Origin of the sequence: Antrihabitans auranticaus (assembly GCF_016481275.1) — a bacterium.
In the GTDB taxonomy this organism is placed as follows: domain Bacteria; phylum Actinomycetota; class Actinomycetes; order Mycobacteriales; family Mycobacteriaceae; genus Antrihabitans.
This window is the reverse complement of record NZ_JAEMNW010000013.1, coordinates 17,911-39,589: the sequence shown is the minus strand read 5'-3', so window position 1 is coordinate 39,589 and position 21,679 is coordinate 17,911. Positions and strand designations below refer to the sequence as shown.

General features: G+C 64.8%; 18 protein-coding genes. 10 read left to right on the top strand and 8 right to left on the bottom strand.

Annotation, left to right across the window (positions count from 1 at the left end):
• The first annotated feature begins 20 nt into the window (after positions 1-20).
• From efeO to JGU72_RS29125, 5 genes are read left to right on the top strand one after another with little or no spacing between them, the layout of a single operon-like run.
• Positions 21-1,151, top strand: coding sequence for an iron uptake system protein EfeO (efeO, locus tag JGU72_RS29145; RefSeq protein WP_374101173.1), 1,131 nt, complete (start codon positions 21-23; stop codon positions 1,149-1,151).
• Positions 1,132-2,454 (top strand): iron uptake transporter deferrochelatase/peroxidase subunit, encoded by a 1,323-nt coding sequence (gene efeB, locus JGU72_RS29140; protein WP_199687798.1) that lies wholly within the window; start codon positions 1,132-1,134, stop codon positions 2,452-2,454. Before efeO ends, efeB begins: the two co-directional genes overlap by 20 nt.
• Before the next feature lie 48 nt (positions 2,455-2,502).
• Positions 2,503-3,879: an FAD-binding oxidoreductase gene (locus tag JGU72_RS29135; RefSeq protein ID WP_199687843.1), complete on the top strand. Its 1,377-nt coding sequence runs from the start codon at positions 2,503-2,505 to the stop codon at positions 3,877-3,879.
• Positions 3,879-4,535: a nitroreductase family protein gene (locus JGU72_RS29130; protein ID WP_199687797.1), complete on the top strand. Its 657-nt coding sequence runs from the start codon at positions 3,879-3,881 to the stop codon at positions 4,533-4,535. The genes JGU72_RS29135 and JGU72_RS29130 overlap by 1 nt, the downstream gene beginning before the upstream one ends.
• Before the next feature lie 8 nt (positions 4,536-4,543).
• Positions 4,544-5,500 (top strand): hypothetical protein, encoded by a 957-nt coding sequence (locus JGU72_RS29125; protein WP_199687796.1) that lies wholly within the window; start codon positions 4,544-4,546, stop codon positions 5,498-5,500.
• Positions 5,501-5,509: 9 nt separating this feature from the next.
• On the opposite strand, the gene JGU72_RS29120 is transcribed toward JGU72_RS29125, so the two are convergent.
• Positions 5,510-6,604: an LLM class flavin-dependent oxidoreductase gene (locus JGU72_RS29120; protein WP_199687795.1), complete on the bottom strand. Its 1,095-nt coding sequence runs from the start codon at positions 6,602-6,604 to the stop codon at positions 5,510-5,512.
• Positions 6,605-6,695: 91 nt separating this feature from the next.
• Here JGU72_RS29120 and JGU72_RS29115 point away from each other — a divergent pair, with 91 nt between their 5' ends.
• Positions 6,696-6,893: a PspC domain-containing protein gene (locus JGU72_RS29115; protein WP_199687794.1), complete on the top strand. Its 198-nt coding sequence runs from the start codon at positions 6,696-6,698 to the stop codon at positions 6,891-6,893.
• A gap of 6 nt (positions 6,894-6,899) precedes the next feature.
• Here JGU72_RS29115 and JGU72_RS29110 read toward each other — a convergent pair whose 3' ends face one another.
• Both JGU72_RS29110 and JGU72_RS29105 read right to left on the bottom strand, forming a co-directional pair.
• Positions 6,900-8,063 carry a globin domain-containing protein gene (locus JGU72_RS29110; protein ID WP_199687793.1) on the bottom strand — a complete coding sequence of 388 codons (1,164 nt, stop codon included), beginning with the start codon at positions 8,061-8,063 and terminating at the stop codon, positions 6,900-6,902.
• Positions 8,064-8,260: 197 nt separating this feature from the next.
• Positions 8,261-8,668 carry a PAS domain-containing protein gene (locus JGU72_RS29105; RefSeq protein ID WP_307828654.1) on the bottom strand — a complete coding sequence of 136 codons (408 nt, stop codon included), beginning with the start codon at positions 8,666-8,668 and terminating at the stop codon, positions 8,261-8,263.
• Positions 8,669-8,851: 183 nt separating this feature from the next.
• On the opposite strand from JGU72_RS29105, the gene galT reads away from it, so the two are divergent.
• From galT to JGU72_RS29090, 3 genes are read left to right on the top strand one after another with little or no spacing between them, the layout of a single operon-like run.
• On the top strand, positions 8,852-9,865 hold the full coding sequence (gene galT / locus JGU72_RS29100; protein ID WP_199687792.1) for a galactose-1-phosphate uridylyltransferase: 1,014 nt from the start codon (positions 8,852-8,854) through the stop codon (positions 9,863-9,865).
• Positions 9,862-10,950, top strand: coding sequence for a galactokinase (gene galK, locus JGU72_RS29095; protein ID WP_199687791.1), 1,089 nt, complete (start codon positions 9,862-9,864; stop codon positions 10,948-10,950). The genes galT and galK overlap by 4 nt, the downstream gene beginning before the upstream one ends.
• Before the next feature lie 52 nt (positions 10,951-11,002).
• On the top strand, positions 11,003-12,640 hold the full coding sequence (locus tag JGU72_RS29090; protein WP_199687841.1) for a long-chain fatty acid--CoA ligase: 1,638 nt from the start codon (positions 11,003-11,005) through the stop codon (positions 12,638-12,640).
• Between the two features lie 93 nt (positions 12,641-12,733).
• Here JGU72_RS29090 and JGU72_RS29085 read toward each other — a convergent pair whose 3' ends face one another.
• From JGU72_RS29085 to JGU72_RS29070, 4 genes are all read right to left on the bottom strand, one after another.
• Positions 12,734-14,365 (bottom strand): acyl-CoA synthetase, encoded by a 1,632-nt coding sequence (locus JGU72_RS29085; protein ID WP_199687840.1) that lies wholly within the window; start codon positions 14,363-14,365, stop codon positions 12,734-12,736.
• Positions 14,366-14,486: 121 nt separating this feature from the next.
• Positions 14,487-16,109, bottom strand: coding sequence for an AMP-binding protein (locus tag JGU72_RS29080; RefSeq protein ID WP_199687790.1), 1,623 nt, complete (start codon positions 16,107-16,109; stop codon positions 14,487-14,489).
• Positions 16,110-16,252: 143 nt separating this feature from the next.
• Positions 16,253-17,485, bottom strand: a complete 1,233-nt coding sequence (locus tag JGU72_RS29075; protein WP_199687789.1) for an acyl-CoA dehydrogenase family protein — start codon at positions 17,483-17,485, stop codon at positions 16,253-16,255.
• Positions 17,486-17,529: 44 nt separating this feature from the next.
• Positions 17,530-18,927, bottom strand: a complete 1,398-nt coding sequence (locus tag JGU72_RS29070; RefSeq protein ID WP_374101172.1) for an acyl-CoA dehydrogenase family protein — start codon at positions 18,925-18,927, stop codon at positions 17,530-17,532.
• A gap of 113 nt (positions 18,928-19,040) precedes the next feature.
• Here JGU72_RS29070 and JGU72_RS29065 point away from each other — a divergent pair, with 113 nt between their 5' ends.
• On the top strand, positions 19,041-19,409 hold the full coding sequence (locus JGU72_RS29065; RefSeq protein ID WP_199687787.1) for a DUF1304 domain-containing protein: 369 nt from the start codon (positions 19,041-19,043) through the stop codon (positions 19,407-19,409).
• 451 nt (positions 19,410-19,860) lie between these two features.
• On the opposite strand, the gene JGU72_RS29060 is transcribed toward JGU72_RS29065, so the two are convergent.
• Positions 19,861-21,651, bottom strand: a complete 1,791-nt coding sequence (locus JGU72_RS29060; RefSeq protein WP_199687786.1) for an AMP-dependent synthetase/ligase — start codon at positions 21,649-21,651, stop codon at positions 19,861-19,863.
• Positions 21,652-21,679 lie beyond the last annotated feature (28 nt).

The window sequence follows — 21,679 nt, the reverse complement described above, 5'->3', positions numbered from 1 at the left end:
AAGGCCCGACATTGCCTTCTATCGCTAGATCGACTTGCGTGCTCGCCGTCGTTGCTGCCGTCCCGCTTGCGCTTTCCGGCTGTACCGAGAAGTCGGAGTCGAGCGCGAGCGACATCAAGGTGACCGCTACCGACTCCGCGTGCGACGTCGCCACCGACTCGGCGGAGACCGGTAATTCCACCTTCCAGGTGACGAACAACGGCACGAAGGTGACCGAGTTCTACGTCTACGCCGAGGGCGACCGGGTGATGGGTGAGGTCGAGAACATCGGTCCCGGGCTGACCCGTCAGCTGATCGTGTCGCTGCCCGATCCGGGCACCTACCAGACCGCGTGCAAGCCGGGCATGGTCGGCGACGGCATCCGGAAGGATTTCAAGGTCACCGGTGAGGCTCAGTCCGCGCCGGAGGAAGGCAGCCAGCTCGCCGAGGCGTCGGCCGGTTACAAGCGGTACGTGCTCAGCCAGATCGTCGCATTGCAGGACACCACCGGGGTGTTCGTCGCCGCAGTGAAGGCGGGCGATATCGAGGCAGCGAAGGCGCAGTTCCCGATTGCGCGCACCTACTACGAGCGGATCGAGCCGGTCGCGGAGAGCTTCGGCGACCTCGATCCACTGCTCGACCTGCGTGAGCCCGACGTCGAGCCGGGGCAGCGCTGGACCGGCTTCCACAGGCTCGAGAAGGACCTGTGGGCACAGGGCTTGCAGCCGGACACGAACGAGATTGCGGACCTGTTGACGCGCGACGTCCAGGACCTCGCCGATGAAGTGAACGCGCCCGACTTCGAGTTCGATCCGATCCAGACCGCGGGTGGCGCGAGCGAACTGCTCGAGGAGGTTGCGCGGACCAAGATCACCGGTGAGGAAGACTTCTTCTCGCATACCGACCTGTGGGACTTCAAGGCGAACGTCGAAGGGTCTCAGGCGGCGGTGTCCGCGGTCCGCCCGATTCTCGACGAGAAGAATCCGGAGCTCGGCACCAAGATCGACGAGCGCTTTGCCGATCTCGAAGTGGAGCTCGAAAAGTACCGTAACGGCGACGTGTTCGTGTCCTACGACACTGTCACCGAACCCCAGCGGCAGGAGCTGTCGAAGAAGATCGACGCTCTCCTCGCCGAGGTAAGTCAGGTGCAAGGTGCCATCGCAGGAAAGTAGTACCGAAGAAACGACCGAGCCGACCCGCGGCGGCCTCAGCCGCCGCGGGCTGTTCGGCGCGTTGGGAGCCGGCGCCGCATTGGTCGGCGCCGGGGCGGTCGCAGGTCGGGTAACCGCGCCTGAGCATGAGTCGACCCTCGACGACGTCGTCGGGTTCTACGGCGAACACCAGTCCGGCATCGTCACCCCGGCGCAGGATCGCATGCATTTCGTCGCGTTCGACGTGACGACCGATTCCCGCGACGACCTGGTCCGGTTGCTGCAAACCTGGACCGATGTAGCGGCCCGGATGACGGCCGGTGCCGAGACGTTTCCCGACGGTGCTTTCGGCGGTGCGCAGTACGCGCCGCCGAGCGATACCGGCGAAGCGCTCGATCTGACGCCCAGTCAGTTGACGTTGACGATCGGGTTCGGTCCATCACTGTTCGGCACCGCGGAGAACGACCGGTTCGGCATCTACTCGAAGAAGCCTGTGGCGCTGGCCAATCTGCAGCACTTCCCGGGCGACAACCTCGATCCGGCGCGCAGCGGTGGCGACATCGCGATTCAGGCGTGCTCGAACGATCCGCAGGTTGCGGTGCACGCGGTCCGCAACCTGGCCCGGCTGGGTGTCGGAACGGTCGCGGTGAAGTGGTCGCAGCTGGGTTTCGGCCGGACGTCGTCGACGTCGCAAGCGCAGGTGACGCCGCGCAACCTGATGGGTTTCAAGGACGGCACCAACAACATCAAGGCCGAGGACGACGTCGCGGTCGACCAGTTCGTGTGGGTCGATCCTGCCGACGACCAGGAGTGGCTTGCCGGTGGGACCTATATGGTGACGCGGCGGATCCGGATGCTGATCGAATCGTGGGACCGGACGACCCTCAACGAGCAGGAACGGGTCATCGGGCGCTTCAAGGGCAACGGTGCACCGTTCGGCGGCGCGGACGAGTTCGATGTCGTGGACCTGCAGTCGCAGGGGCCGGGCGGTCCGATCGTGGCGAAGGATGCCCATATTCGGTTGGCGTCGCACGAGTCGTTGAACGGGATAAAGCTGTTGCGCCGGGGCTACAACTTCACCGATGGATCCGACGGTTTCGGGCACCTCGATGCGGGGTTGTTCTTCATTGCGTTCTGCCGGAATCCGCTGGAGCAGTTCGTGCCCATGCAGTTGCAGTTGGCGCGGTCGGACTCGTTGAACGAGTACATCCAGCACGTCGCGTCGGCCGTGTTCGTGGTGCCACCCGGTCTACACGATGGCGCATATTGGGGATCGACACTGTTCGGTGCCGCGCCGCCGCCGGTGTCGCCCACCGACCGCTAGGAGACGGTCCTCGTCGCGATCCAGCGGCGAGGACCTATCGTGACACTTATGTCGACGATCGAGGACGAACGGCTAGCCGCGCTCGTCTCGCAATTGCCCGAAGGCTCCGTCATCACCGACCGGGACCTGACCGAAAGCTACCGCCAGGACTACGCCCGCGATCCCGATGCCGGCGTTCCGCTTGCTGTGGTGCGAGCGACGTCGACGGCAGACGTCCAGGCGGTCATGCGCTGGGCCACGGCGCACGGTGTCCCCGTCACGCCTCGCGGTGCCGGTTCCGGCCTCTCCGGTGGTGCCACCGCTGTGAACGGCGGCATCGTGTTGACGACCGAGCGGATGAAGCAGATCACCATCGACGCGGTCACCCGGACCGCCGTGGTGCAGCCTGGCCTCTTCAACGCGGAGGTGAAGAAGGCGGTTGCCGCGCACGGGCTCTGGTACCCGCCCGACCCGTCCTCGTTCGAGATCTGCACGATCGGCGGCAACGCTGCGACCAACGCCGGCGGGCTCTGTTGCGTGAAGTACGGCGTCACGACGGATTACATCCTGGGCCTGCTGGTCGTGCTGGCGGACGGCACCGCCGTTCGGCTCGGCGGTCCGCGACTGAAAGATGTTGCGGGCCTCTCGCTTACGAAGCTGTTCGTGGGCAGTGAGGGAACCCTCGGCGTGATCACGGAGATCACCCTGCGGCTCATCCCCGCGCAACCGCCGCAAAGTACCGTCGTCGCCTCGTTCGGATCGTTGCAGGACGCGGCCGACGCGATCCTCGCCATCACCCGGTTGCTGCGGCCGTCGATGCTGGAGTTCATGGATTCGGTCGCCATCAACGCGGTCGAGGACGAGATGAAGATGGGTCTCGACCGAAACGCGGCGGCGCTTCTGGTGGCTCGTTCGGACGCGCCGGGACCGTACGCGGCGCACGAGGCCGAGGTGATGGCGGAGGCCTGCCGTACCAACAACGCGACCGAGGTCTTCAGCACCGACGACGCGGCCGAGGGTGAGATGTTCACGGCAGCAAGGCGGTTCGCGATTCCGGCCGTCGAATTGAAGGGCAGTCTGCTGCTCGAAGACGTCGGCGTACCGGTGCCGCAACTCGCTGCCCTGGTCAACGGCATCGCCGACATTGCGATCAAGCGTGAGGTGACGGTGTCCGTGATCGCTCACGCCGGTGACGGCAACACACATCCTTTGATCGTCTACAACGCCGACGACGCAGACATGACCGAGCGGGCGCACCTCGCGTTCGGCGAGATCATGGACCTCGCAATCGAATTGGGTGGAACGATCACCGGCGAACACGGCGTCGGCCGACTCAAGAAAGCGTGGCTGCCGGACTATGTCGGACCGGAGGTCATGGAACTCACCCGCAAGATCAAGCACGCGCTCGACCCGGAAAACATCTTGAACCCAGGAGTGATTCTCTGATGTCTTCGTATCCGGTCTTCGACCTGAGTCCCGACGAATTGCTGACCACGACTCGCACGGTCCGCAAGCGGCTCGACCTCACGCGCGACGTTCCGCTCGACCTGATCAAGGAGTGCCTGCAGATCGCTCTCCAGGCGCCGTCCGGGTCGAATCGGCAAGCGTGGCAATGGATCGTGGTGACCGATCCTGCCGTGCGGGCGCAAGTCGGCACGCTGTACGGAGAACAGGTCGACGGCTATCTGAAGTCGAATGCCTCGGCGGCGAAGTTGTTCGCCGACGATCCGGATCGTGCGCCCGTGCAGCAACGCGTCGGTGACAGCGTCGCCTGGCTCGGCAAGCACATGGGCGATGTGCCTGCGCTGGTGATTCCGTGCATCAAGGCCGGCAAGACTCTGTGGGCGGGTAACCAGGCGGGCTTGTGGGGTTCGCTGCTTCCTGCGGCCTGGAGCTACGCGCTCGCGGCGCGAGCGCGCGGCCTCGGCACGGCCTGGACCACCCTGCATCTCGAACGAGAGGCCGAAGTCGCCGAACTGCTCGGCATTCCCGCCGGTTACCACCAGGCCGCGCTGATCCCGACCGCGTACTTCACCGGCGAGACCTTCAAACCCGCACCGCGCCAATCGATCGAATCCGTGCTGCACGTGGATCGCTGGTAGGCGATCTCATGAACGACGTTCTCGCGCCGCGGTTCCCCGACGTTGCGCTCGCACGACCGCACTACGAGAGCGTCTATCTCACGGCGTATCACCCGACCGAGCAAGCGGCCCTGTGGATTCGGCACACGATCCACAAGGCACCGGGCAAGCCGCCCCGGGCGTCTGTGTGGTTCACGTACTTCACCCCCGACGCCGTGCGCGCGGGAAAGCTCACGACCGAGGACGTGAGAGTCGGTACGGCCGGCGCAGTGGTGATCGGAAGCGCCTGCAGCATGGGTCTTTCCGGTGCAACGGGGAGCATGAACGCGGACACCATTGCCGCGACCTGGGACGTGCGGTTCCACGACCGTGCCGAGCCGATGCGGCACTACCCGTTCGATTGGATGTATTCGGCGCCGCTCCCGCGCACCAAGTCGACCAGCGCGGCGCCGTCGCTGCGCCTGTCGGGTTCGTTCACGGCCGCCGGACACGTGGTCGATGTCGAGGGCTGGCGCGGCACGATCGGGCACAACTGGGGCACCCAGCATGCGGAGCGCTGGATCTGGTTGCGCGCGAGCGGGTTCGGTGAGAATCCCGAGGCGTGGCTCGATGTCGTGATCGGCAAGGTCCGGGTGGGTCCGATCGTGACGCCGTGGATTGCCAACGGCATGTTGTCGGTCGACGGCATGCGCGAACGTGTCGGCGGACTCGGAGCGCTGCGGTCGACGAAGATCGTCGAGCGGACTGACGGCGCACTGATCACGCTCGGCAAGATCGAGGTCGACGTTGTCGCGCCGCCCGCGCATTTCGTCGGCTGGCGTTATTCGGACCCCGGCGGGCACGGGCACGAGGTAGCCAACTGTTCGATCGCGACGATGACTGTGCGCGGTGCATCGCCATCGTTGTTGCACACGCACTGCGGCGCTTACGAAATCGGCGGCGCCGAGGCCGCGATCGACGTCGAGTTACAACCCTACGAGGACTGACTCGCGCGGTCAGGCCGGCGCGGCGTCGCGGACGATCTTGTAGGACCGAATCCGGTCGTCGACCGAGCTCATCAGCGTGGACACCATGATTTCGCTCGCGTCGGTGAGCTCGAGCAACTCGGCCAACTCGCGACGGACGGTGGCCGGCCCGCCGACGATGTAGCCCGCGGCCGAGGGCCGGACAATCGCTTCCTGCTCGGGCGTCAGCGGGTTCGCCGCGGCTTCCTCGGGGCTCGGGAAGCGGCCCGGTTTGCCTGCACGCAGTCGCGCCATCGTGAGCTTGAGCGGTGCCGCCAGGTACTCTGCGCGCTCGTCGGATTCGGCGGCGACGACCGACACGGTGACCATCGCGTACGGCTCGTCGAGGACCTCCGATGGCCGGAAGGCATCGCGGTAGGTGCGTAGCGCGGGCATCGTCTGCGCAGGTGAGAAGTGGCGGGCGAACGCGAACGGCAGGCCGAGCAGACCCGCGACCTGAGCGCTGTACGTGCTCGACCCCAGCAGCCAGACTGCGAACTCCGCACCTCGCCCTGGTACCGCAGTTATTGCGCGGTAGGGGTGATTGTCGGGGAATCCGCCGTCGACGAATGCGCGGAGTTGCAACAGTTGTTGCGGGAAGTCGTCCTCGCTGAGGGGATCCGCCTGCCGGCGCAAGGCATGCGCAGTCACCTGGTCGGTGCCGGGTGCGCGACCGATACCGAGATCGATACGCCCGGGAAACAGCGCGTCGAGGGTGCCGAATTGTTCGGCGACGACGAGTGGTGCGTGGTTGGGCAACATGACGCCGCCGGAGCCGACCCGCATTCGTTCTGTTGCCGCAGCAACCTGTCCGATCATGATCGCCGGTGCCGCGCTGGCGATTCCGGGCATCGAATGGTGTTCAGCCAACCAGAAGCGGTGGTAGCCCAGCGCCTCGACTTCCTTCGCCAGGGAAAGCGTTGCATTCAACGCTTCGCCGACGCTCGAATCGGTGCCGACGGGGGACAAATCCAGGACGGAGAACGGAACCTTCACCTTGCTGACAACCACCGAGAGGGGCGCGCTTGTTCCTGCAATCGGGGTAGACCCTGAGACCGGCACCGGAAAGTTCAGGGTCGAAGTCATCATTCCACCCGATGTGCGAAGGCACCGCTGCGCGGGATCGTGGAGTCACGCGATCGGCACACGGTCGATGCGCACACCCAAGGAGATCTCGATGACCGCCCCCGTCAAACAACTCACCCGGTCCCGCCAGGACAAGATGATCGGTGGCGTCTGCGCAGGTATCGCCGATTACATGGGCTGGAGCCCGCAGGCCGTCCGTATCGGGTTCATCGCCTCGTGCCTGCTCCCGGGACCGCAGTTCCTCGTCTACCTGGCGCTGTGGGTCGTCATCCCGCAGCGCGAATTCTGAGCAGGATCAGTACAGCGGGTCGTGCCGAATGTTCTGCACCGGTGTTCCGCCTGCCATCAGGCGGAACTTCGTCGTCTGAATCATCGAGGGCGCACCTGCGATCTGAATGTCGCGGTCCTCCCACGAGCCGAGGCTTGCAACGACCTTGCCGATCTGGCCGGTGAGACGAGTCGACATTCCCGCCGGGGCGTTGCTGTAGTCGTCGACATGCCACCACGGGTTATCTTCGTTCTCGGTGACAGGTGTGACCGTCAGCCATGGGTTGTCCAGGGACAGTTCCCAAAGCAACTCGAGGTCGTAGAGATCGCACGGGTGGTGGCCGCCGACGAACAGGTGGACCCGGCGGCTCGTCGTCCACTCGGCGAGTTCGAGCACCTGTGCGCGCAGCGGAGCGATGCCGGTGCCGCAGCCGATCATCACAAGGTCACGAGCGGGATTCGCGGGAATGCCGAGCGCTCCGAGCGGCGCGCCGAGCAACCACTGCTCGCCGATCCGCGTATGGCTGACCATGGACGGGCTGACCCAACCGCCGGTCACGCCACGAATGTGGAACTCGATGATGCCGTCCTTGTTGGGCGGATTCGCCGGTGACATATAACGCCACATCCGTGGCCGGGACGGGACCTGAACGCTGACGTACTGACCCGCCCGGTAGTCCATCGGTTCGTTGAGCTGAAGGCGGACGACCGCCAGATTGCGCAGCACGTTGCGGTGCTCGATAACGGTTCCGCCCCAGACCGCGGGATTTTCGTCCGCGTCGGCGGCACCGATCATGGTCGAGGCAACTACGCCGAGTGCTTCGTTCCACGCGCGATCGACGTCGTCGGTCCAGATCTCGTGACCGGCGAAGTTCTGCAACGCCTTCAGCAGCGACACCCCGACGGCTGTGTAATGCTCTGCCGTCGTGCCGTATTTGCGATGGTCACGGCCCAGCTGTGCGAGGAATGGGAGGAGATTGTCGGGGTCCTCCAGCCGGTCGACGACGTAGGCCAGCGCGCGTACGAGCCGGTCGCGCTGGGTCTCCATTGCGGCGGGGAAGAAGTCGCGCGCTTCCGGGTAGTCGGTGAACAAGATCGAATAAAACGAACTCGTCAGTCGCTCAGGACCGTCGTCGACGGCCGCGACTGCCTTGAAGGTAGTCCGGACCAGCGAGATCGTCTGTGAATCCATTTGTCGAAACCCCGTTCCGCATCGAACACCCGCCTGGATTGCTATGGCGACGCCATCCCCAGGACGTTCACCGGCGCAAGACCCGTGAGTGTGGCAAGCGCCACACTCACGTACGAGTGTGACACATTTGTGACCTTAACGATACGTTATCGGAGTAACAAACCCGCAAGTCCGTTGGCTATTTGCGGTACCCGATGCTAGGTCTTGTCCCCGAACATCCAGAGTTGGTCGGTGACGTCATGAAAGAAGACGAGCGCCATCGGATCGTCTCTGCGCAGCAGAACGGATTCGCTTGCAACTGTCCGGATCGGTGATCCGTCGGCGTGGATGAGGGTCAGCAACCGCCCCGGGTGCCCGCAGATGAGTCCACCGCCGGGGGTGCGGTCCGGCGGCTTGTCGTGGAGCACGATGTCGACCGGTTCGCCGACCAGTTCGCTCGCCGCGTAGCCCAGCAGTTTCTCGCACGCGGGATTTGCGTAGACGATGGTCCCGTCGTACGCCACGGCGATGGTTGCGACGGGCATTCGATCGAGCAGAACCAAGGCGGGCAACTTCGCTAGGTATCCGTCGGGTGTATCGGGCTGTGGTCCTCGCCGTTCAGTCACCGTCTACTCGTCTCTTGGCTACTGTGGTGCCGTGTGGGCAGTACTCACGACTCTTACTGAAGAATTAACGACGCTTATTGAAGAATGCAGCAGTTCAGCAGCTAAATCAGGCCATCCTTACTACTTGTTACATCACCTGACGCCGGCGAAGCCACCGAACGCGCATTCCTGCCTGGTTCGATCGTGAGGCGGACAGTCCGAACGCTTGCCGACGGCCGGCAGATCATCTACTTCGACACATCGCTCATACCCGAACGGCATGCCTTCGACACACGTTCGCTGTCGATCGCCGCTACCCGATCGGACGTGCGGTTCGATCCGTTGCTTGGAGAGTGGGTCGTCCTCGCGGCACACAGGCAGACGCGGACCCATCTCCCGACTGCGGACCTGTGCCCGCTCTGCCCGTCGGCACCGGACCGAGCGACGGAGATTCCGGAATCGGACTACGAGGTCGTGACGTTCGAGAATCGGTTCCCCGCGTTTGCCGGAAGTTGTGAGGTCGTGTGTTTCACCAGTGACCACGACGCGGCCTTCGTCGACCTGGAACTGGATCGCGTCAAGCTGGTCGTCGATGTGTGGGCGGACCGGACGGCAGCGCTGAGCGCGCGCGACGGCGTCGCGCAGGTGTTCTGTTTCGAGAACCACGGTGCTGAAATCGGCGTCACGCTCACGCATCCGCACGGTCAGATCTATGGCTATCCGTTCGTGACACCGCGGGCGGAGAAGATTTCGGCGAACACCGCGCGATACGCGTCCGAGCGGGGGCGAAGCCTCGTTGCCGACCTCATCGACGACGAGCGGCAGGCGGGTTCGCGGGTCGTTTCCGAAAGCGCCCACTGGGTTGCGTTCGTGCCGGCCGCGGCGCGCTGGCCTTTCGAAGTACAGTTCTTTCCGCTGCGCCGCGTCGCGGATATCCCCGACCTCGACGACGAGCAGCGGGCGGATTTCGCGCACCTGTATCTCGACGTCCTCCGCAGGTTCGTCCGGATCGTCGACGACTCCGTCCCGTACGTCGCCGCGTGGAATCAGGCACCGCGCGATCGCCGCAACGACTGGTGGCTGCACCTGCAGCTCTTCTCGGTTCGGCGAGCCGAAGGCAAGCTCAAGTACCTAGCGGGTTCAGAATCGGGAATGGGAGTTTTCATCAGCGACACAACACCCGAAGACGTCGCGACGCGACTGCGGGCACTCGGATGAACGACGGCGTGTGGGTCGCGCCCGGCCGCGCGAACATCGTCGGCGAACACACCGACTACAACGCCGGATATGCACTTCCGATCGCCATCTCCTATGTCGTCCGGTGCACGGCGAGCATTCGCGACGACAGGTTCGTCGTTGTCGAGTCGGGGCTGTATCCGGGAGAGACGGTTCGTGCATCGATCGCAGAACTGAAGACGGCGACAGTTCCTCAGTGGTCGCGCTACGCACTCGGTGTGGTGCACGAGTTTGTGGAACGCGGTCACGATGTGCCCGGGCTGACGCTGCACATCGAGAGCGACATTCCGCCCGGCGCAGGACTTTCGTCGTCGGCGGCGGTGGAGTGCGCAGTCGCGACGGCGGTTCGTGACCTTGCCGATCTCGACATTTCCGACGCCGACCTCATCGATCTGGCCAGCGCTGCCGAGAACGACTACGTCGGTGCACCAACCGGCAAACTCGATCAGTCGGCGGCGATCCTCAGCAAGGCCGACCACGCGCTGTTCCTCGATTTCGCAACGGGCGAGCACGAGTACGTGCCGTTCGCGCTCGCGGGTTCCGGCGTCGAGCTGCTGGTGATCGATACCCGCACGCGGCACGAATTGGCCGACGGCGGTTATGCCGAGCGGCGTGGTCAGTGCGAGGCGGCGGCGCGTCTGCTCGGGGTGCGCACTCTTCGTGCGGCGACCAGCGCCGACGCGATCGACGACGACGTGCTCCGCAGACGGGCACGCCATGTGATCACCGACAATGCGCGTGTGGTCGCCGCTGCCGAGATCCTGCGGTCGGGGAGCGATATCCGCGCGATCGGTCCGGTGCTGACCGAAAGCCACTGTTCGCTGCGCGACGATTTCGAAGTGTCGACGCCCGAGTTGGACGCCGCCGTGGACGCAGCGCTCGAGGTCGGCGCATTCGGCGCTCGAATGATGGGCGGTGGCTTCGGCGGCAGCGCGATTGCGCTCGTCGACTCGGCTGTCCGGTCGGCGGTCGAGGCGGAAATCGCGGAGGCCTTCGCGCGCGCCGATTATCCGGCGCCGGCCGTCTTCGCCGTCACAGCGGTGACCGGTGCGCGGCGACTCGGATAAATGGGGCATATTTGTGGTCATCGTCACGATTGAAGGAGCGGATACCTAAATGTTGTTGAGCACCATGCAGGACGAGCCACTGTCACTGGCGACGGTTCTGAGATACGGATCGACATTCCATTCGGAGGCCGAGGTTTCCACCTGGACCGGATCGGAACTGCGCCGGATGAGTTACGGCGAGGTCGGCCGGCAGGCTGCCCGGTTGGCGAACGCGCTCGAGGCGCTGGGCGTCGGCGAAGGCGACCGAGTTGCGACTTTCATGTGGAACAACAACGAGCACCTGGTCGCGTACGCGGCGGTGCCCGCAATGGGCGCAGTACTGCACACGCTGAACATTCGGCTGTTTCCAGAGCAGTTGATCTTCGTTGCGAACCACGCCGAGGACAAGGTTGTCATCGTCGACGGCACTCTGATCCCACTGCTCGGAAAGTACCTGCCGTCGCTGAAGACGGTCCGCCACGTGATCGTGGCAAACGGCGATGCGTCCGCGCTCGAGGCTCCGGCGGGTGTCGAGGTGCACGATTACACCCAGCTTCTCGACGAGCAGGAAGACACCTTCACCTGGCCCGATATCGACGAGCGGGCTGCTGCGGCGGCGTGCTACACCTCGGGCACGACAGGTGACCCCAAGGGCGTCATGTACTCCCACCGTTCGATGTGGCTGCACTCGGCGCAGGTCACGGCGACCAACGGAATGGCGCTCTCCGACGCTGACCACACCCTGGCTATCGTGCCGATGTTCCACGCCATGTCGTGGGGCCTGCCGCATGCCGCACTGATGTGCGGTGCGTCGCTGATCATGCCGGACCGCTTCCTGCAGCCCGAGCCGATCGCGAAGATCCTCGCGACGGAGAAGCCGACGTTCGCGGCGGCCGTCCCGACCGTCTGGATCGGGCTGCTCGCACACCTCGACGCGAACCCGCAGGACATCAGCCACCTGCGCAACGTGGTCGTCGGCGGGTCCGCGGTTCCGCCGTCGTTGATGCACGCCTTCAAGGACCGCTACAACGTCGACATCCTGCATGCGTGGGGCATGACGGAAACGTCGCCGCTCGGCAGCGTCGCGTGGGCGCCCGCAGGCACCACCGGCGAGGAGGAGTGGTCCTACCGCTACAGCCAGGGCAGATTCCCGGTCGGCGTGCAGGCGCGGTTGGTCGACGACGGCGGCAGCGTGGTGGCCAACGACGGCGAAGCCCTCGGTGAACTGCAGGTACGTGGTCCGTGGATCACGGGCAGCTACTACTCGCCCGACGGCGGCGAGGTCGATCCCGACAAGTTCGACGACGGCTGGCTGCGTACCGGTGACGTCGGCAAGATCACCCCGAAGGGCTACCTGACGCTGGTCGACCGCAGTAAGGACGTCATCAAGTCCGGCGGCGAATGGATTTCGTCGGTCGATCTGGAGAACATCGTCATGTCGCATCCCGCCGTCGCGGAGGCCGCGGTGATCGGTGTGCCCGACGAGAAGTGGGACGAGCGGCCGCTGGTCAGCGTGGTCCTGCGGCCGGACGCGACCGCCGATGCCGAAGAACTGCGCGACTTCCTCACGGACAAGATCGCGAAGTGGCAGCTACCCGAACGGTGGACGTTCATCGACGAGGTTCCGAAGACCAGCGTCGGCAAGTTCGACAAGAAGGTACTGCGAGCTAAGTACGGCGAGGGCAGCCTCGACGTGAAAACCCTGGGCTAGGCGGTTCGGCTCGCCCCAGCCCCGCCGAGTGTGCACTTATCGGCCGCGATTCACGGAGAATGCGACGATATCTGCACACTCGGCGGGTGGCGCCTACGCGCCTTCGATGTCCATATCGACGAGCTGCTTGCGCAGCAACTTTCCGGTTGCGTTGCGGGGGAGCTCGTCGAGGAAGATAACCTCGCGGGGGACCTTGTACCGCGCCAGGTTGTTCTTGACGTAGTCCTTGATCTCCTTCTCGTCGCGCGCCGCGTCCGGGCTAGGAACGATGAAGGCGCGCAAGCGCTTTCCGAAGTCGGGATCGTCGACGCCGACCACCGCTGCTTCGTGCACGTCGGACCGGTCGGCCAGTAGGTTTTCGACCTCGAGCGGGTAGACATTTTCGCCGCCCGACACGATCATGTCGTCGTCACGGCCGTCGACGAACCACAGACCGTTCTCGTCGAAGTGCCCGACATCGCCGCTCGACATCATCCCGTCGACGACTTCCTTGTTCCGGCCGTCGGTGTATCCCGCGAAGCTCAGACCGCTGGATACGAAGATCGTGCCGATCGTGTGCGGCGTGTTCACCTTGTTGCGGTCGGCGTCGTACAACTGCACGCGGCAGCCGACCGGCGGCTTGCCGACCGTGCCAGGCGCCGTGCGCAGGTCTTCGGGTGTCGCGACGGTAGCGACGGCGACCTCGGTCGAGCCGTAGAGGTTGTACAGCACGTCGCCGAAGATGTCAGTGGTCCGCTTGCAGAGGTCCGGCGAGAGCGACGAACCTGCCGCGAAGATCACCTTCAGGGAGGACGTGTCGTACTTCGCGAGTACGTCGGGTCCGAGGTCGATCATGCGCTGCAGCATCGTCGGCACGACGACGAGGGACGTGGCCTTCGTGTTGGCGATGCCGGCAAGGGTCTTTTCGGGATTGAACTTTCGCTGGAAGCACACGCGGTTTCCGAGAGCAAGACCGATCGTGAACTGCGACAGTCCGGTGCCGTGGAAGATTGGCGCCGCCATGTACATGGTCTCGTTGTTCGGCAGGGGTACCCGATCGAGGAACTGTGCGGACTGCAACGGCGAAACCCGATCGCGGGGAGCGCCTTTCGGAGTTCCAGTGGTGCCACTGGTCAGGATGATCATGCCGCCGGGCTTCTTGGGCGCCGAGATCTTGGCACGCGACTGGCCCGAGAGCAGTTCGTAGATTGTCTTCGCGGTCGGATCGGCGCTGTCGGAATCGTCGATCCAGGTGAGGTAGCGCGGGGTCGAACGCGGGATCGCGCTCAGGAGGTCGACGAATTCGGCGTCGTGCAGCACTGCCTTGACGTTTTCGCGCTTGCTGACGTCGGCGAACTGTGGCTTGGCAAAGCCGGTGTTCATCATGACCAGCCGCGCACCGACCTTGCCGGCAGCCAACATTGCGAGCACCAGACCGCGGTGATCGCGACACAGTGCAGCGATCACGGTGCCGGCTTCGATACCTTCGGCGGCCAGGCCGCGAGCGAGCGCGTTCGACTGCTCGTCGAGGTCTTTGAACGTCAGCGAGCCGAGTTCGTCGACGATCGCGGTCTGGTTCGGATGACGGTGCGCACCGTGCATGACGACGCCCGCGAAGGGGCCGAACTTCATAACATCGAGGCTCGATCGGACCGCCTCGTCGGGGCGCAGCGGATTGAACAACTTCCGGCGGCGCAGAACGTCGACGCCCTTCGCGAGATCGCCGACCTTGCGGGCAGTATCCATGGGTTTGGGCGACGAAAGATCCACGAGACCAGCCTCCCGCGGCCCAACGTCACGCAGACGATGACCGCGTCGTCATAGGAAATAAATCTGCAATCGCAGACTAGCAGTGCGGGAATACCCGCTAGTTGCGGATTTCGGCCAAAGCTGACCGCAGTAATTTACCGGTCGCATTGCGGGGAAGGTCTTCGAGAAACACCACGTCGCGCGGGACCATGTGGCGCGCAAGCCGAGCCTTCACGTAGTTGCGAATCTCTTGCGCGTCCGGCGTCGAATCAGGCGTCGGTACGACGAACGCCCGCAGTCGTTGACCGAAGTGGTCGTCGGGAACACCGATGACGCCGACCTCGAGTACGTCTGCGCGATCGGCCAGCAGATTCTCGACCTCGACCGGGTGCACGTTCTCCCCGCCGGACACGATCATGTCGTCGTCGCGACCTTCGACGAACAGCATGCCGCGCTTGTCGAAGTGGCCGCTGTCGCCGGTCGAGAGCAGACCGTCGATGCGCTCCTTGTCCAGGCCGTCGGTGTATCCGGTGAAGCTCGCGCCGTTCGCGGCAAATATCCGACCGGTGACTCCGGCGCGGTGGATCTTCTTGCCGTTGTCGTCGTAGAGCGCGACTCGGCACGTTATGGGAGTGGAGCCGGCCGTGCCCGGCGACCGTTCCAGGTCCTTCGGGGTTGCGACGGTTACGACCGCGACTTCCGTCGACCCGTAGAGGTTGTAGAGGACGTCGCCCAGGTACTCCGCAGTCCGCCGACAGAGGTCGGGCGACAACGCCGACCCTGCAGTGAGAACCACCTTCAAATTCGACGTGTCGTAGCTCGCGATTGTGTCCTGGCCGAGATCCAGGATGCGTTGCAGCATGGTCGGCACGAGGATCAACGTGTCTGCGCGGTGCTCGGCGACCAGTGCAAGCGTGTGCTCGGCGTCGAACTTGCGAGTCATGACCAGCGTGCTGCGCAGCGCAAGTCCGAGGCCGCTGAAGCCGAGCCCTGTCGCATGAAAGGCAGGGGCGGCGACCACGATCGTCTGCTCTGCACGCAACGGAATGCGGTCGAGGATCTGCGCGGCAGCGAGCGGCGAAACATGGCTGCGCGGTACACCTTTGGGTGTTCCGGTCGTTCCGCTCGTCAATTGAATCGCGATGCCGGGTTCGGCAGGTCTGTCGACGGGGTCGGTCGAGCGGCCATCGATCAGCTTGGTCAGGGTCCGATCCTCGGGCTCGTCGCCGTGATCCGACCAACTGACGTACCGGGCAACGTCGGCGAATGCGCTCGTCGTCGCGCCGAACTCGGCGTCGTAGACGTACGCCGTGATCTCCTCGCGTGCGGCTATGGCTGCGAGTTGCGGTGGGGCCGATCCGGTGTTGAGCAGGACGACGCGGGCGCCCAATTTGGCTGTTGCGCAGACGGTTAGGAAGAGTCCGCGGTGGTTACGGCAGATCAGGCCGAACACGGACGACGCGCTGTGCCCTTCGTCGACCCAGGCGCGGGCGAGCGCGTTCGACATCAGGTCGAGTTGCTGGAAGGTGAGGGCGCCGTGGTCGTCGATCACGGCGATTCGGTCGACGCCGTTGACTCTGTGACCGTGGATCGCCCCTGCGATGGGTCCGAGTTCGTCGACGGCCATCGCCGTCCGGACGACCTGGTCCGGGCGCAACAGCGGAATCAGTCCAGCGCGCGCCATCGCATGCAGCGCACCCACACCATCGGTGAGGGCTGTGACTGTGTCGCGAAGCAGCATCGTCGGTGCTTTCGGTCGTGAGAGGAAGTGCAACCACGCTAGTCCGATCCGGTCGAGGCCGAGCGCAGAATTGTGAATTGCATTGCAGCGCAACAAAGCCCCCTGCGCGTGCTCATGCAGGGGGCTTCGAAGGTGGAACGGACCTACTTCAGTTCGGCACTTGTCTTGCCGAGAATCCGGCGGGCGACGATGAGTTGCTGGATCTGCTGGGTGCCCTCGAAGATGTCGAGAATCTTCGAATCCCGGGCCCACTTCTCGAGCAGCGTGTGCTCCGAGTATCCGATGGCGCCGGCGAGCTCGACCGCCTTCAGGGTCACGTCGGTGCCCATGCGGCCGGCCTTGGCCTTCGACATCGAGGCCTCGGTGGAGTTCGGCTTCTTGTTGTCGGCCATCCACGCTGCGCGCAGCGAAAGCAGGTATGCCGCTTCCCAATCCGCCTCGAGCCGCAGGAATTCCGCGGCCGCGGCGTGCTGGTTGTAGGCAGGCGTGTCATAGTCGATCTCGATGCCGGACTCTTCGAGAATGCGGCGCAGCTCTTCGAGTGCGGCGCGACCGACACCGACGGCCATGCCGGCAACGAGCGGACGCGTGTTGTCGAACGTCTGCATGACGCCGGCAAAGCCCTTCTGCACGTTCACTTCCGGGCTGCCGAGGATGTTGTCGGCTGGGATGCGGCAGTCCTGCAGCACGACGACGGCCGTATCCGAAGCCTTGATTCCGAGCTTGTGTTCGAGGCGCGGCACACTCAGGCCCGGTGCGTCACGCGGCACGACGAAGGACTTGATCGCGGCGCGACCGAGGCTCTTGTCGACCGATGCCCAGACGACGATGTGCGTGCAGCGATCACCGGCGGTCACGAAGATCTTCTCGCCGTTGAGCACCCACTCGTCACCGTCGAGGACGGCAGTGGTGGTGACGGCCGCCGAGTCGGAGCCGAAGCTGGGCTCGGTGATGGCCATTGCGGCCCACACCTTGCCGAAGCGCTGCAGCTGCTCATCGGTGGCGACGGCCGCGATCGCCGCGTTGCCGAGGCCCTGGTACGGGATCGACAGCATGAGGCCGACGTCGCCCCACGAGGTCTCGAGCGCGTTCAACAGCGCGGACATGTTGCCACCGTTGGAGTTGCCGAGCAGCTCGGTGGCGTGCTTCTTGTCGTCCTCGGAGTCTTCTTCGCGACCGCCGGCCGCGCCACCGATCTTCTGGGTGCCGGAGTCGGCGAGACCTTCGATCATGGCGGCCATCGTGTCGAGTTCGACCGGGTACTCATGCTCAGCCTTGTCGTACTTGCGCGAGATCGGCCGGAAGAGCTGCGAGCCGACCTGATGTGCCTGATTCGATGAGAATTTGAGTTTCTTCGGGATTTCGAGGTTGATCATGTTCGGGATTCCTTTGCGCCGAAAGCGTCTTCAGGTGGGCAGAATTAGATGAGGACGACACCCTCGGCAACGCCGATGGCTCGAAGATCGCGGTACCAGCGCTCCACCGGATGTTCCTGCGTGTAGCCGTGGCCGCCGAGCAGCTGAACACCGTCCAGCCCGATCTGCATGCCCTTTTCCGCTGCGAAACGGCGCGCGAGCGCTGCTTCGCGGGCGAAGGAAAGTCCCTGCTCTGCGCGGGAAGCGCCGCGCAGCGTGATCAGCCGCAAGCCGTCGAGTTCGATGGCCATGTTGGCAACCATGAAGGCCACGGCCTGGCGGTTGCTGATCGGCTCGCCGAATGCTTCGCGCTCGTTGACGTACGGAATGACGTAGTCGAGCACGGCCTGGCCGGTGCCGACCGCGAGCGATGCCCAGCCGAGGCGCGCGAGCCGGACTGCGTCCGCGTACTCGTTCTCCCGCTGGTCTGCGTCACCGTCGCCGAGAATTGCCGACTCGGGAGCCGCGACGTCGTTCAGGATCAGGCGGCCGAGGCCTGCGGCGCGCAGACCCATGCTCGGGTCCGCTTCGACGACGAGGCCCTTGCTGGCGGCTTCGACGATGAAGAAGGTCGGCCGGCCATCGAGAGCTGCGGCGATGATGAACAGCTCAGCATCGGCAGCAGCCGGAACGAGGCTCTTCACGCCGGTCAGCTTGTAGCCGCTCGGCGAACGAACTGCCTTGGTCTGCAACGCGAACGGATCGAACAGCGCGCGCGGCTCGGATACGACAACCGCCGCGGCGGGAACGCTCTCACCGGTGAACGCGGGGAGGTAGGTCTTCTGCTGCGTGTCGGTGCCCCACTGCGTCAGCGCGACGGTGACACCGCTCGGCGCGAGAATCGGCAGTGCGAGGCCCATGTCGCCATGCGCGAGCGCCTCGGCGACGAGCGAGTTGGTGACCGCGCCACGTTCGGTGGCAGCGCCTTCCAGCTCCTCGGGAACGTTGATCAGGGTGATGCCGAGCTCGGCGACCCGGCTGAGGAGGTCCGCCGGCGCCTTTGCGGCGTGGTCGGCGTCGTGTGCTGCGGGACGCAGGATCTCCTCGGCGAATTCCTTCACCGTGTCGACGATCATCTTCTGCTCGTCGTCGGGCGTGATGTCGAAGAAGTCCTTGCCCTTCGACGAGTTCTCGTCGAGGCGCTTGGGCTTGCCGTTACCGGAGACCCGCTCGAAGGCGCGAGTCGCGGCACCGAGGGTGCGGAAGCCGGTCTTGGTGCCTTCGTAGGTCACGCGCTCGATCGGCTTACGAAGCTTGTACTTCTCGGCAAGCTCGGATCCGGTGACCGTCGTGAGGGCCCGCATCGCGGCGCCCATCCAGTCGCGTTTCGGGTTGTTCTTCAGGCTCACCGACGACGTGTCGCGGGGCCTACGCTGCGTTGCGCTTTGCTTGCTCATGATCACCATTTCTGGGTGTCGATCAGTGGTCGGTGTCTATCTTACTCCAGAGTAAGGTACGCCGTCGAGAGCCGAGCGAAAAGCCGGGTACGAAGTTATGTGTGTGAGACCCTGATCACATGCCGGTCATTGCTCAGGTGTTCGCCGCGATCGCGGCTGCTCTGCACGTATTCATCTTCGCGATGGAGAGCGTGCTCTGGAGCCAACCGAAAGTGTGGAAGCGCTTCGCGGTCGAAAGCCAGGCCAACGCAGACGTTTTGCGCCCGATGGCGTTCAACCAAGGCTTCTACAACCTGTTCCTCGCCATCGGCATCGCCGTCGGCCTGATCATGCACAACGACGCCGGGTACGCGATCGTCATCTTCGCCTGCGCGAGCATCGTCGGCGCCGCGTTGGTCCTCGCCGTGGGTGGGAAGCAGTACTACCGTGCCGCCGTGATGCAGGGGATTACGCCGGCCATTGCTCTGGTTCTGGCGGGGGTGTTGTGACTTTGTAGAGGCGGGTGGTGCCGGGTGTGGTGATCACGAGCATCGGGTGAGGGACGCGCCGGTGTGGCGAGCCTTCTGGTCGGTCTCGCCGAGCAGGTGGTTGGCCGAGCGCCTGTTCGACACGCGAACGGGCGATCCACGCCAGCCGCACCCCTTTTAGGGGAGGTCCCGGCGTGTCGGTCGGCGAGTCGGGGTGCGGATCCCGAAAGAGGGTGCGGCTGACAGGGGTCCGGCGTGTCGTCGTGCGACGCGCCGGGTGCGGATCCCGGGTGTGGTGATCACGAGCATCGGGTGAGGGACGCGCCGGTGTGGCGAGCCTTCTGGTCGTCCTCGCCCAGCAGGTGGTTGGCCGAGCGCCTGTTCGCCATCCGACACCCGACGATCCCCGTCAGCCACAAACGACAAACGCACCCCGGGAAAACCCGGGGTGCGTTCGGTCGACCACAGAGACCTACGAGTAGATCGCCTCGACCTCGCCCGCGTACTGCTTGAGGACGATGTTGCGCTTGAGGGACATCTTCGGGGTCAGCTCGCCGCCTTCTTGGGTCCAGTCGACGTCGAGAATGCGGATCTTCTTGATCTGCTCGGCTTTCGAGACCTTCTTGTTGGTCTCGGCTACCGCGGCCTCGATCTCGGCGATGAGGTCGGGGTTCTTGGCGAGGTCCGCGACCGACGTGTCGGCGGGCAGGCCATTGCGTTCCTTCCAGCCGGGCAGGGACTCGGGGTCGAGCGTGATCAATGCACCGATGAACGGCTGACCGTCTCCGACGACCATCGTCTGGCTGATCAGCGGGTGCGCGCGCAGGGAGTCCTCGAGCTGGGCCGGGGAGACGTTCTTGCCCGCCGCGGTGACGATGAGTTCCTTCTTGCGGCCGGTGATGGCGATGAAGCCGTTCTCGTCGATCGCGCCGAGGTCGCCGGTCCTGAACCACCCGTCGACGAACGATTCGGCCGTAGCTTCGTCGTTCTTCCAGTAGCCGCTGAACACCACGGGACCGCGCACGAGCAGCTCGCCGTCGTCGGCAACCTTTGCGCCGTGTCCGCCGATGGGTTGTCCGACGCTGCCGACCTTGATGTTGTCGGGAGTGTTCACAGTGACGGCCGCGCTCGTCTCGGTGAGGCCGTAGCCCTCGTAGATGGTCACGCCGACACCGCGGAAGAAGTGGCCGAGGCGCGCGCCGAGCGGTCCGCCGCCGGAAACTGCGCCCTTGCACTGACCACCGAGAGCGGCCTTCAGCTTCGAGTAGACCAGCTTGTCGAAGACGGCGTGCTTGACCTTGAGGCCGATGCCGGCGCCGCCCGTGTCCTGAGCTTCGCTCCATGCGATCGCGGTCGCTGCTGCAGCGTCGAAGATCTTGCCCTTGCCGCCGTCGTGCGCCTTCTGCTTGGCGGAGTTGAACACCTTCTCGAACACGCGGGGCACCGAGAGGATGAAGTCCGGCTGGAACGCGCCGAACTGTTCGACGAGCGTCGACCAGTCGGAGGTGTGAGCGATCGTGACCTTCGCGTCGAGCGCGCCGACCGAAATCGCACGCGCGAAGACGTGAGCCAGGGGGAGGAACATCAGCGTCTTGTTGCCCTCGGTGAAGAGGTTCTTCAACGCGATTCGCACCGCCGCCGACTCGGCGTAGAGGTTGCTGTGCGTGAGCTGCACACCCTTGGGGCGGCCCGTGGTGCCGGAGGTGTAGATGAGCGTGGCGGGTGAGGAAGCGGTGACCTTCGCACGGCGCGACTCGACGGTTTCGTCGCTGACCTCCTTGCCGCGCGAGATCAGCTCGTCGATAGCGCCCGAATCGATCTGCAGGGTCTCCCGGAGGTCGGGCAGCGAGTCGGCGACTTCGGCGACGGTGTCGAAGTGGCGAGGGGCCTCGACGACGATGAGTACCGTGCCCGAGTCTTCGAGAATCCACTTCGCCTGCTCGGCAGCCGAGGACTCGTAGATGGCGACCGTGCAACCGCCCGCGGTCCAAATTGCGTAGTCCAGCAGGACCCACTCGAAACGGGTGGTCGCCATGATCGCGACCCGGTCGCCGGCTTCGACGCCCGAGGCGATCAGGCCCTTGGCCACCGCGGTGACCTTCTCCGCGAACTGTGCGGATGTCACGTCCGTCCAGCCGCCCCCGGCGACCGGAATCTTGAACGGCACGAAGTTGGGCGATTCCTTGGCATGCTGGAACACGGTGTTCGCCATGGACGCGTCATCGGGGATCGTATAGGTCGCCGGTACCTCGAACTCACGCATTGAGATGGTCCCTCCGGGGGTTACTAGT

What these genes read in the sequence shown, in the direction of transcription:
- JGU72_RS29065 (WP_199687787.1), top strand. Translation starts at nt 19,041, where the DNA reads ATGCCGGTCATTGCTCAGGTGTTCGCCGCGATCGCGGCTGCTCTGCAC.
- galK (WP_199687791.1), top strand. Translation starts at nt 9,862, where the DNA reads ATGAACGACGGCGTGTGGGTCGCGCCCGGCCGCGCGAACATCGTCGGC.
- JGU72_RS29075 (WP_199687789.1), bottom strand. Translation starts at nt 17,485, where the DNA reads ATGATCAACCTCGAAATCCCGAAGAAACTCAAATTCTCATCGAATCAG.
- JGU72_RS29135 (WP_199687843.1), top strand. Translation starts at nt 2,503, where the DNA reads ATGTCGACGATCGAGGACGAACGGCTAGCCGCGCTCGTCTCGCAATTG.
- JGU72_RS29115 (WP_199687794.1), top strand. Translation starts at nt 6,696, where the DNA reads ATGACCGCCCCCGTCAAACAACTCACCCGGTCCCGCCAGGACAAGATG.
- JGU72_RS29060 (WP_199687786.1), bottom strand. Translation starts at nt 21,651, where the DNA reads ATGCGTGAGTTCGAGGTACCGGCGACCTATACGATCCCCGATGACGCG.
- JGU72_RS29080 (WP_199687790.1), bottom strand. Translation starts at nt 16,109, where the DNA reads ATGCTGCTTCGCGACACAGTCACAGCCCTCACCGATGGTGTGGGTGCG.
- JGU72_RS29085 (WP_199687840.1), bottom strand. Translation starts at nt 14,365, where the DNA reads ATGGATACTGCCCGCAAGGTCGGCGATCTCGCGAAGGGCGTCGACGTT.
- JGU72_RS29125 (WP_199687796.1), top strand. Translation starts at nt 4,544, where the DNA reads ATGAACGACGTTCTCGCGCCGCGGTTCCCCGACGTTGCGCTCGCACGA.
- JGU72_RS29130 (WP_199687797.1), top strand. Translation starts at nt 3,879, where the DNA reads ATGTCTTCGTATCCGGTCTTCGACCTGAGTCCCGACGAATTGCTGACC.
- JGU72_RS29110 (WP_199687793.1), bottom strand. Translation starts at nt 8,063, where the DNA reads ATGGATTCACAGACGATCTCGCTGGTCCGGACTACCTTCAAGGCAGTC.
- JGU72_RS29120 (WP_199687795.1), bottom strand. Translation starts at nt 6,604, where the DNA reads ATGACTTCGACCCTGAACTTTCCGGTGCCGGTCTCAGGGTCTACCCCG.